General features: G+C 38.8%; 19 protein-coding genes. All 19 read right to left on the bottom strand.

Annotated elements, in window-relative coordinates; all coding sequences use genetic code 11:
- The 19 genes from aroC to rpsA all read right to left on the bottom strand — a co-directional run bounded on the left by aroC (position 1) and on the right by rpsA (position 14816).
- Complete coding sequence (gene aroC / locus MHB58_RS06630; RefSeq protein ID WP_008404909.1) at positions 1-1182, bottom strand: chorismate synthase; 1182 nt, start codon at positions 1180-1182, stop codon at positions 1-3.
- A gap of 265 nt (positions 1183-1447) precedes the next feature.
- Entirely contained in the window at positions 1448-2218 is a 771-nt protein-coding gene (locus MHB58_RS06625) for a CheR family methyltransferase (RefSeq protein WP_340734881.1), read from the bottom strand.
- Positions 2219-2298: 80 nt separating this feature from the next.
- Positions 2299-2538, bottom strand: coding sequence for a hypothetical protein (locus MHB58_RS06620; protein WP_008404912.1), 240 nt, complete (start codon positions 2536-2538; stop codon positions 2299-2301).
- A gap of 21 nt (positions 2539-2559) precedes the next feature.
- Positions 2560-2781 carry a hypothetical protein gene (locus MHB58_RS06615; protein ID WP_014824306.1) on the bottom strand — a complete coding sequence of 74 codons (222 nt, stop codon included), beginning with the start codon at positions 2779-2781 and terminating at the stop codon, positions 2560-2562.
- A gap of 39 nt (positions 2782-2820) precedes the next feature.
- Positions 2821-3036 (bottom strand): hypothetical protein, encoded by a 216-nt coding sequence (locus MHB58_RS06610; protein ID WP_008404914.1) that lies wholly within the window; start codon positions 3034-3036, stop codon positions 2821-2823.
- Positions 3037-3189: 153 nt separating this feature from the next.
- Entirely contained in the window at positions 3190-3609 is a 420-nt protein-coding gene (ndk, locus tag MHB58_RS06605; RefSeq protein WP_008404915.1) for a nucleoside-diphosphate kinase, read from the bottom strand.
- Between the two features lie 291 nt (positions 3610-3900).
- Complete coding sequence (hepT, locus tag MHB58_RS06600) at positions 3901-4875, bottom strand: heptaprenyl diphosphate synthase component II (RefSeq protein ID WP_340734880.1); 975 nt, start codon at positions 4873-4875, stop codon at positions 3901-3903.
- A gap of 22 nt (positions 4876-4897) precedes the next feature.
- Positions 4898-5599, bottom strand: coding sequence for a demethylmenaquinone methyltransferase (locus MHB58_RS06595; RefSeq protein WP_008404917.1), 702 nt, complete (start codon positions 5597-5599; stop codon positions 4898-4900).
- 25 nt (positions 5600-5624) lie between these two features.
- On the bottom strand, positions 5625-6365 hold the full coding sequence (locus MHB58_RS06590; RefSeq protein ID WP_340734879.1) for a heptaprenyl diphosphate synthase component 1: 741 nt from the start codon (positions 6363-6365) through the stop codon (positions 5625-5627).
- Positions 6366-6434: 69 nt separating this feature from the next.
- The gene (mtrB, locus tag MHB58_RS06585) at positions 6435-6650 is read right to left on the bottom strand and encodes a trp RNA-binding attenuation protein MtrB (protein ID WP_008404919.1); all 216 of its coding nucleotides are present in this window, start codon (positions 6648-6650) and stop codon (positions 6435-6437) included.
- A 55-nt stretch (positions 6651-6705) separates the two neighbouring features.
- On the bottom strand, positions 6706-7275 hold the full coding sequence (gene folE, locus MHB58_RS06580) for a GTP cyclohydrolase I FolE (RefSeq protein WP_014824310.1): 570 nt from the start codon (positions 7273-7275) through the stop codon (positions 6706-6708).
- Positions 7276-7613: 338 nt separating this feature from the next.
- Entirely contained in the window at positions 7614-7886 is a 273-nt protein-coding gene (locus MHB58_RS06575) for an HU family DNA-binding protein (RefSeq protein WP_004232618.1), read from the bottom strand.
- Between the two features lie 199 nt (positions 7887-8085).
- Complete coding sequence (gene spoIVA / locus MHB58_RS06570; RefSeq protein WP_008404922.1) at positions 8086-9600, bottom strand: stage IV sporulation protein A; 1515 nt, start codon at positions 9598-9600, stop codon at positions 8086-8088.
- A gap of 97 nt (positions 9601-9697) precedes the next feature.
- Positions 9698-10420 (bottom strand): hypothetical protein, encoded by a 723-nt coding sequence (locus MHB58_RS06565; RefSeq protein WP_008404923.1) that lies wholly within the window; start codon positions 10418-10420, stop codon positions 9698-9700.
- Positions 10421-10440: 20 nt separating this feature from the next.
- Complete coding sequence (locus MHB58_RS06560; protein ID WP_008404924.1) at positions 10441-10710, bottom strand: DUF2768 domain-containing protein; 270 nt, start codon at positions 10708-10710, stop codon at positions 10441-10443.
- Between the two features lie 143 nt (positions 10711-10853).
- Complete coding sequence (locus tag MHB58_RS06555; RefSeq protein ID WP_008404925.1) at positions 10854-11867, bottom strand: NAD(P)H-dependent glycerol-3-phosphate dehydrogenase; 1014 nt, start codon at positions 11865-11867, stop codon at positions 10854-10856.
- Between the two features lie 113 nt (positions 11868-11980).
- Positions 11981-13291, bottom strand: a complete 1311-nt coding sequence (der, locus tag MHB58_RS06550; RefSeq protein WP_008404927.1) for a ribosome biogenesis GTPase Der — start codon at positions 13289-13291, stop codon at positions 11981-11983.
- Between the two features lie 135 nt (positions 13292-13426).
- Positions 13427-13639 carry a phosphomannomutase gene (locus MHB58_RS06545; protein WP_340734878.1) on the bottom strand — a complete coding sequence of 71 codons (213 nt, stop codon included), beginning with the start codon at positions 13637-13639 and terminating at the stop codon, positions 13427-13429.
- Positions 13640-13673: 34 nt separating this feature from the next.
- Positions 13674-14816, bottom strand: a complete 1143-nt coding sequence (gene rpsA / locus MHB58_RS06540; protein ID WP_014824313.1) for a 30S ribosomal protein S1 — start codon at positions 14814-14816, stop codon at positions 13674-13676.
- Positions 14817-14872 lie beyond the last annotated feature (56 nt).

Genomic DNA, 14872 nt, shown 5'->3' with positions numbered 1-14872 from the left:
TTAATACTCCTTCGTGTACTGACGCATTTCATCCAACTGCGCCTTTAATTGTGGTAATTGGTCACTATGGAACTGCTCAACAATTGCATTTGCGATTTCCCAGGCAATAACATGTTCCGCAACGATTGATGCTGCAGGTACTGCACAGCTGTCAGAACGCTCGACACTTGCTTTAAACGGCTCTTTCGTTTCAATGTCCACACTTTGCAACGGTTTATATAATGTTGGAATTGGCTTCATCACACCACGTACGACAATCGGCATTCCTGTCGTCATTCCACCTTCCAAACCACCTAAACGATTTGTTGCTCGCGTATAGCCTTTTTCTTCATCCCATAAAATTTCATCGTGTACTTCCGATCCTTTTTTGCGTGCCATTTCAAAACCGATCCCAAACTCGACACCTTTAAATGCATTAATACTAAGCATTGCTGATGCCAGCTTTGCATCCAACTTACGATCATAATGTACATAAGAACCGATTCCAGCAGGTAAGCCTTCTACAATGACTTCTACAACACCGCCGATTGAATCCCCAGCCTTCTTCGCTTCATCAATAGCTGTAACCATTTTTGCCGAAGCTTCCGGATCGATACAGTAACATGGGTCATTTTCAATAATTGCACGGATTTCATCTGCTGTTTTTCCTTCTAATAAACTGCTGTCTGCTTTAATACCTACAATTTCCGTAACATGAGAAACAATCGAAATCCCAAGCTCGTTTAACAACGCTTTCGCCACAGAACCAACTGCAACACGTACTGTCGTTTCACGTGCACTTGAACGCTCCAGTACATTCCGTAGATCACGGTGACCGTATTTCATTCCTCCGACTAGATCAGCGTGACCTGGACGCGGACGTGAAATTTGACGTTTAATTTCAGATGGATCGATATCTTCCGGCAACTCGGCCGCACCCATAATTTTTGTCCAGTGTTTCCAGTCATCATTTGTTACGACTAATGCGACTGGTGAGCCTAATGTTTGCCCGTGACGGACTCCTGATACAATTTCCACTGTATCTGTCTCAATTTGCATGCGACGACCACGACCGTGACCACCTTGACGACGTTTTAAATCATAATTTATTTTTTCTGCTGTTACTGGAAGTAATGAAGGCAACCCCTCGATAATTGTTGTTAATTGTGGTCCGTGTGACTCACCTGCTGTTAAATAACGCATTAAACACTTTCTCCCTTCAACTCGCTAAAGTATGTATTTTTCACTATAACATATTTCAAATTAAATAACAGTACTGTTTCCGCTATTAAACAAGCTATTTTAGAATATTCTGAACGTTCCAACTAAAAAACGCCACATTTATCAGCAGAAAGAAACAAAAATACGCTTTTCGCTCTATTATCCGAAAAGCGCATTCATATATAGCTTTTTAAAGTATATCTCAACTTAAGCTTCTACGTTCGACAGAGCATCTATTATTGTACTATTATTTTTTACGGTAAAAAAATGTATCTTCAACTTCAAAATCATATTTTGCAGGATTAAATATCTGCTCTGTTGACCCAACAAATAAAATGCCACCTGGACACAATGCTTTACTGAAGTTTGCATAGATCTGATCTTTCGCTTCTTCAGTGAAATAAATCATTACATTCCGGCAAACAATCAAATCAAAATTCGATTCATAAGGATCATTTAGTAAATTATGTTTCTTAAAATTAACCGTACGCTTAATCTCATCTTTCACTTTGTAAAACGGACCTTCTTGGGTAAAATACTTTGACTGAACAGGTTTTGGCACTTCTGCAAGAGACCGTTCCGGGTAAAGACCCAACTTCGCTTTTTGGATAACATTTTCATCCAAATCCGTTGCCAGTATATTCACTTGGGATAACGGTAAGTGGTGGGACAACACCATCGCCAAACTATACGGCTCTTCTCCAGTTGAACAAGCAGCGCTCCATATTTTCAGACGTTTGTTAGATTGCAGCAGTAAAGGGAAAATTTTATTTTGTAATACTTCCCACCGTTTTCCGTTCCGGTAAAACTCTGAAACGTTTATTGTCATGCGATCCAAAAATTCATTCATCAGTTCACGGTCTTTTATCAATGCATTATAAAAATCAACAAAGTCCCGATATCCCTTTTTTTCATATAATGATGTTAACCGACGTTTCATTTGCGCTTCTTTATAAAGGGCTAAATCAATGCCCGTTTTGCGCTTAATGCCATCAATAAATTGTACATAATCTGACATTATTCATCTTTCCCCTCATCTAACGTATGCCTATTATAGCTGAAAATTTCAGAACTCGAAACAGATTTCGCCCATAAACGTTAATCAATGTGTCTTTCCAGCAAAAGTTGTTTCGATTGTTCAAGTTCCAGCTTCATCTTTTCCGTTTCAGAATGGTAGCTCTGCAAACGAATCTGTTCAAGTTCGGCCTCTTTCTCCAACATTCTAATTTGCAGTTTCATACTCGATCGTTTATGTGCTGTCAGTATTGCGGTTAATGCAATCAAAGCCCCTGACCCGAAAATAATACATATAATAATAATATCTTCCATACGTTTCATTACGCTCCTCTAATGATTATTTTACTTTTCTGATCGATCTGTTAATTGTGTTTCAAGCAGTAATTGCTTTGTCTGTTCCAATTCAAGCTGCATCTTCGCTGTTTCTTTATCGTAAGTTTCGAGTCTAAGTTTTTCAAGTTTGATTTCTTTATCGAGACGCTTTAGCTCTATATTTTTATTTTTCGTATACGTGTCTGTTAATATCCCTACTACAGCGATTATTGTAATCATTGCCCAGAACATGGATGTCACCCCTTATGAATAGTTAAATTAGTAGAATAATTACTTTTGGTTATGCTCCAACAATATTTGCTTTGAATGTTCCAATTCCAGTCGCATTTTTTCTGTTTCTTTATCGTAATTTTCAAGACGTAATTGTTCCAGCTCAATTTCTTTCGTTAATTTATTTACTTCAATCCGTTTACTTTCATTGCGCGCATCGGTGATGACTGCAATCGCCCCTACTGCCATAACTGAAATAACGGCCAAAACCCACATATACATCCCCCTAATCTATCAGTACTTTTTATACGTATGTATTCCAAAAATAGTTTCATTATTCCGATTTATTATACCATTAATAGTCCATGTTTTTCCTGTTCCATATAAAAAAAGCTACCACTTAAAAGTGGTAGCTTTTTGTTAGTTTCATTATTCAGCGATTCCTTCTGGGAACCATAAACCGATTTCACGTTCAGCAGAAGCTAAAGAGTCAGAACCGTGGATTACGTTGTGTGATAAAGTTACAGCGTAGTCACCGCGGATTGTACCAGGAGCTGATTCTTCTGGCTTTGTAGCACCCATCATGATACGAGATAATTGGATAACGTTTTCGCCTTCCCAAACCATACCGAATACTGGGCCTGAAGTGATGAAGTCTACTAATTCACCGAAGAAAGGACGCTCAGCGTGCTCTGCATAGTGTTTTTCAGCTAAATCACGAGTTGGTACCATTAATTTTGCTCCGCGCATTACAAAACCGCGACGCTCAAAACGGTCAACGATATCTCCGATTACTTGACGTTCTACGCCATCTGGTTTAACCATTAAAAAAGTTTTTTCGATTGCCATTATAAACACTCCTTAAATTTGAGTAAAAGGTTTTACACCTACCGATAAATATTACCAAAATCCTACTCATACTGCAACAAATATTAGATTTGCCCATAATTTGGTTCATTCAATAACATAGGTTGATTTCCATTGCGGGTCGGACGCTTTCCGCGGGCGTGGCCTGAGCCTGTAGTCTCAGGCGTCACGCTATTCCCGCAGGAGTCGCCTCCCCTCCATTCCAATCAACTTGCGTTGATATTAAATTTTGCCATCACCAACTTATGATGATTCTATCAATTGGCTAAATTTTTAAGATTTTCTCTTCCCCATAAACAGCGCAATATCACGCAGTTTTTTCTTCATTGGGTGCTTCGGCAATGCCTCGACCTCTTTTAAAGCCTTTTTTAAATACAAATTACTAATATGGGTTGCTTCTTTTATTGCTTCCGAATTCCGAACTAGTGCCAGCATATTTTGGCGCTCTTCTTCTGTTAATCCAGCTACTGCCACTTTCGTCAAATAAGGGGCAAGCTGTGGATCATCTTTCATCAACAATATCGGCAATGTGACATTCCCGTTCATTAAATCACTGCCAGCCGGTTTCCCGAGCTGCTTGTCTGTCGCTGTAAAATCTAATATATCATCTACTATTTGAAAGCTCATTCCTACAAAATAACCGTAACGTTTTAAATGCCTTGCTGTTTTTTCATCGGCACCACTTACGACTGCCCCAAGCTCACAACTTGATTCAATCAATAAAGCAGTTTTACGTTTAATACGTCGGAAGTAATCTTTCAAGCTTTGATCTAAACGAAACTTATCCTCAATTTGAATGACTTCACCATTTACTAGCTCAACCATTGTTTTTGCTAATATTTGATGGGCTCTTGGATTTTCAATGCTTGTTACATATTGTAATGCACGTGCAAATATAAAATTTCCTGTATACATCGCCACACGGTTGTTCCACTGTGCTTTCACTGTCTCCCGGCCACGGCGCATATCTGAATTGTCAATGACATCATCATGCACCAATGAACCCATATGAATCAATTCCAGGGGAACGGCAATGTTTTTCATTCGGTCAATATTATAGTCACCAAACTTGGCACTTAGTAACGTAAATACTGGTCGAATACGTTTTCCACCAGCTTGCAGTAAATGGACTGAGGCATCATTCAATAAGTGTGAAGATGAATTCAACGCTTGTTCCAATTCGTTTTCGATGACTTCTATATCTGATTTAATATCGGCATATAGCATTTTGATTTTCACCTTTTCCACGCGTCAAAACCTACTCCCACTTTTATTTCTTCTTAAAACCCATGTGCATAGCTGCTGCCCCACCGCTATATGGTTTATATGTGACATTTTCATAACCGGCTTCCCGGAACATTTGCGCTAATTTTTTCATGCCTGGAAAATCATTCGCAGACTTTTGCAGCCATGAATATTCTTTATAGCTTTTCGCAAAAATCTTTCCGAACAGTGGCATAATATGATTAAAGTAAAAACGGAAAAGTTGGCGGTATACCGGAATTTCGGATTGAGAAGTTTCCAGACATACGACCATTCCGCCTGGTTTAACGACCCGATTCATTTCACGCAATACTTGCATATAGTCCGGTACATTTCGTAAGCCAAAACCAATCGTCACATAATCAAATGTATTATCTTCAAATGGTAGTTCCATTGCATTTCCGTGAATCAGCTCGATATTCGGGATATTCTCGGTTTTCTGCTTGCCGACCTTCAGCATATTCTCACTGAAATCCAGCCCTTTTACTACCCCTTCTTCACCGACTGCTTTCGATAAAGCAATTGTCCAATCAGCTGTACCGCAGCAAACATCAAGACATTTCGAACCTTTTTTTACTGCCATACGTTTCATCGTATCTTCACGCCATCCAACATGCATTTGGAAGCTAATGACCGAGTTCATTTTATCGTAGCTCTCTGAAATGTTTTCAAACACTTCATGAACATGTTGTTCTTTCGATTTCGCCATTTTTTTCAAGACCTTTCTAAACTCACTAAAAAGTGATGTATTGCTCAATGGAATGTTTTAATTCATCTTTTAAATCGATATTCGTCAAGTCTTCTCTCAATTGTCGCTCCATGTCATATAAATGATCCTGTAAGGCTTCAATAATAGAGTCCATCATAATTGAATCAGCTGCAAACGCCTTATATAAAAAACATGGCTGTCCTTTTTTCAATAAATCCAGCTCTTTTTTCAAACGAATATATGTTAACGTTCGTTTCATCAATTCTGCATAAGATGCGAAACCATATACATCATAATATTGGGCAATCAATTCGCTTTCAATCACCATCAAACTTTCAATCCACTGTTCAAATGACCGTTTTTGCGCTTCATAAACACGTATTTGGTGCTCACAACGATTTACGATTCCTTCCGACAGCTTTTGGATTAAAGAAATATTCCCTGATTGTGCGAGTAACTGATAATACCGACCACTATAATAATCACCGGAAAGAACAAGCAGCTGCTGTTCCTTGCTCGTCGCTTCCACTTCCTTCACTTTTTCGTGCTCTGTCAGTGAAGCATGTACAATCCCAACTGTAACTGCGCTTATTTGATGTTCATCGTTCATAAGAGCGCCATTTAAAAAAGGAAGCTGGATGAAAAACAGCTGTTCTTCTTGTAAAGTCGGTTGTCCAACGTTTTGAAGTAATGCTCTATGATGAACATGCTGAAGAATATTAGATTTTAGCGTCTGAACCGATTGTGTAATAGATGTTGCATTCATAGAAATTACTCCATTTCAATGTTATAAAGCATAAGTACGATTTTATATTTATCTAAAAATTACGATATGCTATTTTTTACTTTGAACCGTACCGTGTGCAGAATGAATTTTAGCTTTACCGCGAATTTTCATTGCCGATGTATGTTCAGTAAACTGGGCGATCATAACTTCACCAGCATCCAGCTTTTCTGAATGGTGGAATTTAGTATCTGTCCCGCGTGTTAAACCAATAACATGTACACCATCTTCTTCTGCTTCGATAATAATATATTCTGATTGTCCCATTATACAATCTCCCCACATGTTAATTTCTTTGTCTATAATACCATATTTGTTATTATTATTTCATTTGGATGAATGTATTCACTTCATTGCGCTTTACTGCATCCTGTTCATAAATACCTCGCGCTACAGCCGTAACTGTTTTAGCGCCCGGTTTTTTTAATCCGCGCATCGTCATACACATATGTTCCGCTTCCACTACAACATAAACGCCTTTTGGATTCAGCATTTCCATAATTGTATCCGCTACAGTTGAAGTAATACGTTCCTGAAGTTGTGGACGGCGTGCTACTGATTCAAGGCAGCGTCCAAGTTTACTTAAACCTGCAACTTTTCCGTCTTTAGGTATGTAGGCAATATGGGCTGTTCCGTAAAAAGGAACTAAATGATGTTCACACATTGAAAAAAATGGAATATCTTTTACTAAAACTAGTTCTTCATGATCTTCATGGAACACTGTACTGAAATAATCACGCGGATCTTCTTGTAAGCCGCTGAACATTTCCGCATACATTTTCGAAACACGTTTTGGTGTATCCAGTAATCCTTCACGCGTCACATCTTCCCCAACTGCTTCCAAAATCATCTTTACTGCTTCTTCTATCTTATTTAAATCGACATTTGACATGAAACAAATTCCTCCTACAAACCAAAACGTTTATTATGTATAAATTTATATAAAGTGAAACTTCAATCAGTAAGGTTTTCCCCTACGGATTAGAAGAAACACAAGCTAAGTACCCTTTAATTGCGGGAAAATTAATTTTTAATCTATATTAAATTTTTCACTATTTGTTCATACCTAAGCGAAAAAGGTTAAATACACTCTTGAATCGTAGCACATTAAGCTCATAAGTTCAAAACAGTTATACTATTTTTAGCATAGTTAGGTAAAAACAACTGAAATCAAAAAAGAGCAGCTCTCAGTTAGACTGAGAGCTGCTCTATGTACCTCGAGAAACTGAATTATTTTACAGCGTCCTTAAGTGCTTTACCTGGCTTGAAAGCAGGTACTTTAGAAGCAGCAATTTCGATTTCCTTACCCGTTTGTGGGTTACGACCTTTACGTGCTGCACGCTCACGAACTTCAAAGTTACCAAAACCGATTAATTGTACTTTGTCACCCTTTGCAAGAGCATCTTGAATTGTATCAAATACAGCTTCAACTGCTTTAGAAGCGTCTTTTTTAGAAAGACCTGCAGCTTCAGCAACAGAGTTTACTAATTCTGTTTTATTCACACCATTCACCTCCTCTCAAAGGGTCATGAATCTAAATCCTGTAAAAAGATTAACATACAGAAAACCGCGACGCAACTGAATTCCTTCATGTTTTGCATATATTTCATCATTTTTTGAAAAAAAACTAAAATTACAGGACAATTCACCTATAAAAGTGAACCGCCCTGTAATTGTAAGTACTTCCTATTCAATTAGTATGTTAGATAATAAACGTGATTAAACCTCTTTCGCCTTCATTTATTAATCTTTCCAGCATGAGGCGCATTCTGTTTTTCGCATGTGTCGGAACACTTTTCATTTTGAAACGAATACTTTCCGTCAATACTTCATGGAGCGGTGTTCCGAATAATTGTGTTTGCCATAATGCCTGACGGTCAAATTCATAAGCATGCTGCAAGTCTTTCAGCAGGTGCTGACTGTGGAATTCAGATCCGATCAACGGCGAGAATTCCGCTTCCATATCAATTCGAATAATATGATAAGAAGGAGCTTTCGCCTTCATACGAACACCATAGAAATTGTTTTGCTCAATCAGCTCCGGCTCGCTCGGATCAAATTCATCCATCGCAGGCAATGTGACACCATAGCCGTGTTCCTTCGCTTGTTCAATCGCATCGCGGAATCTTCGCTGTGCCGCTTTTGCCTCTGAAGCTTCCTTAATAAATAGGAGCCACTCTTTCTTTGTATCGACTGGTTTTTCAAGCCATTCTGTACACGCTTCCTTATAGTAATCGTTGTGAATGTTGACACGTAATGTCGCAATCCCCTGTCCAGCATCAATATTTTCAACGGTACAACTTTCTACAAAATCAATTTCGCGAAGCAGTTGACTTGCTGCTTCCACATCACGGATTTTCATTGCATCATCTTGTAATTGCGCCGTTGCAAATGCCAATGTTTCATTTAAATGGTGAGTATCATCTAAAACATCCAACCAATCCGGTTTTTCAACTTGAATTTCATTCACATTAAACTCAAATAACGCTTCTTGCAAAATAAGCATCACATCGTTCAACTGCATATGTTGAATGGCTGTCGGAATAACAGGAACATCATATTTTTGTGCCAGGGCATTCTGTAAATGTAGTGTTTCAGTAGAATGCGGTGTCGTACTATTGAGAACAATAACGAAAGGCTTTCCAATCTCTGTAAGCTGCTCAATAATTTGCTGTTCCGCTTTTTCTACGGCCGCTCGTGACATGCCGTTTACTGTTCCATCTGTTGTCACAACAATCCCGATATTGGCATGATCCCGAATTACTTTATCTGTACCGATTTTAGCAGCCTCTTGAAACGCTATTGCTTCATTATGCCAAGGTGTTTGCACATACTTCGGTCCTGACTCATCTTCATAGCCTTTTGCGCCATCAATCACATAGCCAACACAATCTACCATTCTAACGCGAAACGGTATTGCACTTTCCCCAAAGGCAACCGTAGTTCCCTGTGCTGGGACAAACTTTGGCTCAGCCGTCATAATTGTAGGTCCAGGTGAGCTTTGAGGAAGTTCATCCATCGCTCGCATGCGGTCCTCGGCATTTTCGATATTAGGTAAAATCACGCCTTCCATTACCTTTTTAACAAACGTCGATTTCCCTACCCTAACCGGTCCTACAACGCCGATATAAAGATCACCATTCGTACGCTCTGCCAATTGCTGAAAAATATGCTCGCTAATTGTATTGCCTCCTTTATATACCGTAATCTTCTCCAATTAGAAGTATTCATTATCAAAACACTATATGTACTGACATTTTTAAATATGAAAAAGGTGTGCAGAAAGATTTAACTTTTTACACACCTTTTTTTGTTTAATTTTCTTTTTTCGTTGGATCATACATAATGACAGGCTCATTGTTTTCATCTACCGTGTACGGCAATGAGTAAGCTGGAACGACCGGGAAGTTTTCCACCAAGATTTCGCGAATGTCTTCTCCCGGCTCCGCTGTTATATTATTGTCTTTCATATACGTATATAAATCGATTGAATAATCGACATACAAGTCCCCTTCAGCAGATACGACAATCGGCAGCTGATTGTTCGAATAAGGACTTTGTACAGTTATATCTTCTTCATAGCCAATATTCTTAAAGTTAACCGTGTAGACATGCTCAACTATTTTATCTTTGAATTGCGGATATGTTGTTCCTTTGAAGCGGATATTAATTTCGCGAATACGTTCCGGTGTGCGTAAATCGACGAGCTTTACTGTTGGATTTTCTTCCGGATCCCAAATAATATATTGAAAAATACCGCCCTTTTCATAGGAATTTGCAGGAGGGGAGCCAATATATTTTGGAACAAGCTTTTCAAAGTCGATTAAGTATTTAATGAAGATGTCTGTATCCTGGTCACGAGTTTTAATCGGAAGAACCCCTGTATCTTCGCGATATTCATTGACCGCACGCTGAACGCTGGCAAGCATATCGACATCCGGCCTTAAACTGGACTGGTCAAAATTTGTCGGTGAGCCGCAGCCGGTCAACACTAAAATGACCAACGACAATAGAACAAACCATTTTGATGATCTCATATTATGTATTTCCTCCTATATTAGTTCGGCCATGTAAGCACGACAAGAACCATTAACAATGTGCCGATAAAAAACATGACATAAGCTACTAATTTCAATAAAAATGACAAAACCATATTATGTACCCACTTACGGACTGCTGTAATAATGAGAATTGATACTAACAGTAAACCAATCGAATAAAAAGAAATCCACATAACATCTAACGCATGCATACTCGCTAATGGGCCACGTGCAGAATTTAAAAGTAAATTTGATAGTGGATTCATGAGCTGCAGATTGTGTTGCACATTAAAACCGCCTTTCCATTTATTGTTGATACCGCTAATAATTATAGCCTTTTCAGGTAAAAAAAAACAGGAGGCATACAAGTATCCCTCCTTATTTGTGACAAATTATTAAATTAATTGGAAATCCTGAAAAATATACTAGTTCAGCTCATCTCATCAATTTCGCTTTTTTTCGTCCGCAGCATTAATGATTCAACCAATGCTCTCGGTTCCATATTATTGAACAGCACATCATATAGAGCTGATGTAATTGGCATAGAAACATCGTATTTTTTTGAGAGCTGATATGTCGCCTTCGTTGTCCGTACACCTTCGACAACCATTCCCATCTCATCCAGTACTTGCTCAAGCTTCATTCCTTTTCCGAGCATATTGCCCGCGCGCCAGTTTCGGGAATGGACACTTGTACATGTAACAATTAAATCGCCCATCCCAGTCAGTCCAGCAAACGTAAATGGGTTGCCCCCCATTTTAACACCTAGCCGCGTAATTTCTGCGAGACCGCGTGTAATCAGGGCAGCCTTTGCGTTATCACCAAAATCAAGTCCATCCGTCATCCCTGCAGCAAGCGCAATAACATTTTTAAGTGCCCCGCCAATTTCAACACCAATTACATCATCATTCGTGTAAACACGCAAATATTGATTCATAAATAAATCCTGCACTTTTTCTGCAGCTTCTAAGTTTTCGCAAGCAGCAGTTACCGTAGTCGGGTGTTTCAAAACGACTTCCTCCGCGTGAGAAGGACCAGATAAAACAACGATATCACTTACCGCATTTTCAGCAAGGCTTTCTTTCATCAGCTCTGAGATACGCATTAATGTATCCGGCTCAATCCCTTTAGATACATGGACAAATAATGCTTTTTCAGTTAAATACTCCGAAATGTTGCCGCAAACTTCGCGAATCCCTTTTGTCGGTACTGCCATAACAATCGTAGAACCGTGTTGCGCTGCCTCTTCTAAATTTGAAGTCGCCTTTAAATTACTTGGCAATATCGTATTCGGCAAATATTTTTTATTTGTATGCTGTTCATTAATCTCAGATGCCTGATCTTCGCGATGCGACCAAATTAACGTATTATGGCCGTTTTCAGCTAAAACAACGGCCAGTGCCGTTCCCCAGGAACCGGCTCCTAAAACTACTACATTTTCCATTAAAAAAACCCCCAATTTCACTTAAAGTCATTTAAAATTTATCCTTCAAGTCAAACCCTATTATGAACAAAAACGCTAGTTCATTTACATAAACTAGCGCTCTTTTTATTGATTTAGTCACGAGCACGTGTAATTAAGCGTATCGGAGTTCCTTCAAAGTCGAAAGTCTCTCGGATACGGTTTTCTAAAAAGCGCTCGTATGAGAAGTGCATCATTTCCGGTTCATTTACGAATACAACGAATGTCGGTGGTTTAATCGCCACTTGTGTTGCGTAGTAAATACGTAAACGACGCCCTTTGTCTGTTGGTGCAGGATTACGTGCGATCGAATCTTCAATTACTTCATTTAAAATTGATGATTGAATACGCATTGCGTGGTTTTCACTAACACGCTTAATAATCGGTAAAATATTGTGTACACGCTGTTTTGTTTTAGCAGATACAAACACGATTGGTGCATAATCTAAAAACAGGAAATGCTCACGAATTTGTTCTGTAAAGATATTCATCGTTTTCTCATCTTTTTCAATCGCATCCCATTTGTTTACAACAATAATGACTGCTTTACCAGCTTCATGTGCATAGCCAGCGATTTTTTTATCCTGTTCCTGAATGCCTTCATCTGCATTCAGAACAACTAAAACAACGTCTGAACGTTCGATTGCGCGCAGTGCACGTAGTACCGAATACTTTTCTGTTGATTCATAGACTTTCCCTTTTTTACGCATACCCGCTGTATCAATAATGACATAATCTTGTCCATCATATGAGTACGGAGAGTCGATTGCATCACGAGTTGTCCCTTGAATTTCACTTACAATAACGCGGTCCTGACCTAAAAAGGCATTCACAAGTGAAGATTTCCCAACATTCGGACGCCCGATTAAAGAGAATTTAATCGTATCATCATCATATTGCTCTTCATCCGGCTGCGGGAAATGTTTCGCACATTCATCCAATAAATCCCCTAAGCCTAATCCGTGCGAACCTGAAATTGGCCAAGGCTCACCGAAACCTAATGAATAGAAGTCATAAATCATATGACGCATATCCGGGTTGTCGATTTTATTAATTGCCAAGACAACCGGTTTTTTTGTTTTATATAAAATTTTTGCTACTTGCTCATCTGCAGCCGTAACACCTTCACGTCCATTAGTCATGAAAATAATAACGTCCGCCTCATCAATCGCAATTTCCGCTTGTTGGCGAATTTGCTCTAAAAACGGCTCGTCTCCAATTTCAATACCACCAGTGTCGATAATATTAAATTCATGTGCTAGCCAATCAGCCGAACTATAAATACGGTCACGTGTTACACCTGGGATATCTTCCACGATCGATACACGTTCTCCAACAATTCTGTTAAAAATTGTCGATTTACCTACGTTCGGACGTCCTACGATGGCGATTACTGGTTTTGTCATCTGTACTTCATCCTTCCAAACTCTTGTCTTTCCGTATTATACACGAATTTGACTATTATATCATTTTTTCACAACATTCAAAATCGATTTCGATTTATCGACAAACTTTTCGAGGTGCATGATTTTCTAAAATACTCAAAAATTATCTAATATATTTTTATTTGTTCGAATAAGTAGCCAGCTTTCTAATATATTTCCCGAAAGTTCTAAAATGAATGCCACTTGTTTAAATAATGCTTGCAGTTCTCCTAAAATATCATTTTCTTTTTCCAATAAACTAATAGATCGTTCTAATAAAATTCGCCTCACCGCTATACCAATAGATTTCCCAAGCAAAAAACCGCCCATATAAGGAATCCTTACATGGGCGGTTTTGATCTTATTATTTTTTAAATCCTTTTAGCTGATCACCGATGACATCGCTGAATGAGAAGCCTTTATTTTCTTCCGGCAGCTCATAATCGAAATCCTCGTCACTCGCTGAATCTTCCTGCAATGCTTTAATACTCAGTGCAAGTCGTTTTTCCGCCTCATTTACCTCAAGTACTTTTACTTCCACCTCTTGACCGTCTTTTAAAACTTCATGTGGTGTCGTAATATGCTTGTGGGAAATTTGAGAAATATGAACAAGTCCTTCTACTCCAGGGAATACTTCTACAAACGCGCCGAATGTAACAAGACGTTTTACAGTACCTGTTAAAATTGCGCCTTTTGAAGCCTTCTCTTCAATGTCTGTCCAAGGACCAGGCAACGTATCTTTGATCGATAATGAAACACGTTCATTCGGAATATCCACTGAAAGCACTTTTACAGTTACGGATTGTCCTTCCTGTAATACCGTCGAAATATCTTCAACATGTTCATGCGCTACTTGTGAAATATGGACTAATCCATCAATGCCGCCCAAATCAATGAACGCACCGAATTTTGCCAAGCGCTGAACTGTACCTTCAAGCATATCACCCTGATGGATGTTTTGAATCACTTGTTGCTTTTTCGACGCTTTTTCTTCATCCAGTACTGCACGATGAGATAAAATGAGTCTGCCTTTTTCTTTATCTAACTCTGTAATTTTTAAACGTAATGTTTTGCCTTTGTAATCCTCAAAATCTTCGACAAAATAATCTTCAACGAGTGAAGCCGGAACGAAACCGCGTACGCCTAAATCGACGACAAGTCCGCCTTTCACTACATCTTTCACTTCTGCTTCGAATACTTCACCAGATTCGAATTTCTCTTTTAAATCATCCCACGCATGTAGTGCATCTACTTTGCGTTTCGATAATACAAAATTCTCTTCTTCAACTTTCGTAATCATAAGCTCTAGCTGATCGCCAACTGAAACTATATCAGAAGCTTTTTCAATGTGTAAGCTTGAAAGTTCGCTAATAGGTATAATCCCGTCGAATGGTGCCCCCTCGACCGAAACCGTTACTGACTTCTCTTCAACCTGTTCAGCAACACCTTTCACAATATCTCCTTCTTGAAATTTTTGGTTTGACCCTAAATTCATTTCCTCAGACATATGTAGCCCTCCTTCGCGTATTCCACTTTTATTTTATTCGATAAGTTCTACAAAGA

Origin of the sequence: Solibacillus sp. FSL K6-1554 (genome assembly GCF_038005185.1) — a bacterium.
In the GTDB taxonomy this organism is placed as follows: domain Bacteria; phylum Bacillota; class Bacilli; order Bacillales_A; family Planococcaceae; genus Solibacillus; species Solibacillus silvestris.
This window is presented reverse-complemented; position numbering and strand designations above follow the sequence as displayed.